This window comes from Burkholderia diffusa (assembly GCF_902499115.1).
Taxonomy (GTDB): domain Bacteria; phylum Pseudomonadota; class Gammaproteobacteria; order Burkholderiales; family Burkholderiaceae; genus Burkholderia; species Burkholderia diffusa.
This window is the reverse complement of sequence record NZ_CABVPN010000081.1, coordinates 1-715: the sequence shown is the minus strand read 5'-3', so window position 1 is coordinate 715 and position 715 is coordinate 1. Positions and strand designations below refer to the sequence as shown.

General features: G+C 56.6%; 2 pseudogenes. Both read left to right on the top strand.

Annotation, left to right across the window (positions count from 1 at the left end):
• Positions 1–71 precede the first annotated feature (71 nt).
• Positions 72–207, top strand: a pseudogene (locus tag BTE28158_RS33175) (transposase); the annotation flags it as partial.
• Between the two features lie 72 nt (positions 208–279).
• Positions 280–588: pseudogene (locus tag BTE28158_RS33170) on the top strand (IS3 family transposase); the annotation flags it as partial.
• Positions 589–715 lie beyond the last annotated feature (127 nt).

Genomic DNA, 715 nt, shown 5'->3' with positions numbered 1-715 from the left:
TCCATGACGATACTCCTATGAACGGTAACGTCAGCAGTTACGATACGCCTGCCGGAGCAGTCCATACCATTAACTGGAAGAAGAAATTCGGAGGGTTGGGGCCTTCTGAGTTGCGCCGCTTGCGCGAGCTCGAAGAGGAGAACGCGAAGCTGAAGCGGCTCGTGGCGGATCTGAGCCTGGACAAGGGCATGGACCTACTCGCAAAAAATGTATGGTCCGCCCCGGCTTTGCAAGGCGAGCGTTATCGATAAATTGCGTGATCGCAATCGAACGAGTCTGACCAAGACCTGCGCGTTGTTTAGCATGTCTCGCTCGCTGTATCGGTATCAGTCGGTTGCGCGTGATTCATCGGCGCTGCTCGTGCGTATCAAGGAGATCACCGCTATGCGCGTGCACTACGGGTATCGGCGCGTTCACATGATCCTGCAACGGGAAGGCTGGCGAGACAATTGCAAGCGCGTCTACGGGTTGTATCGTGCGGAGGGCCTGTCACTGCGGCACAAGCGGCCGCGACGTAACAAACGGGCTCGGCTGAGACAGCCCAAGCACATCGTGACCGCGATCAACGAAATCTGGAGCATGGATTTCTCTATGGTCCACCCGCAAACCGCAAGCGCAGACTGGTAGCGATAGACGACTCGCGTTTATCTATCCGGCCTATAGCGATCCAATCGAAGCCGGATCTGGCCTGCATGATGTAGTCGCACGCTTCCGT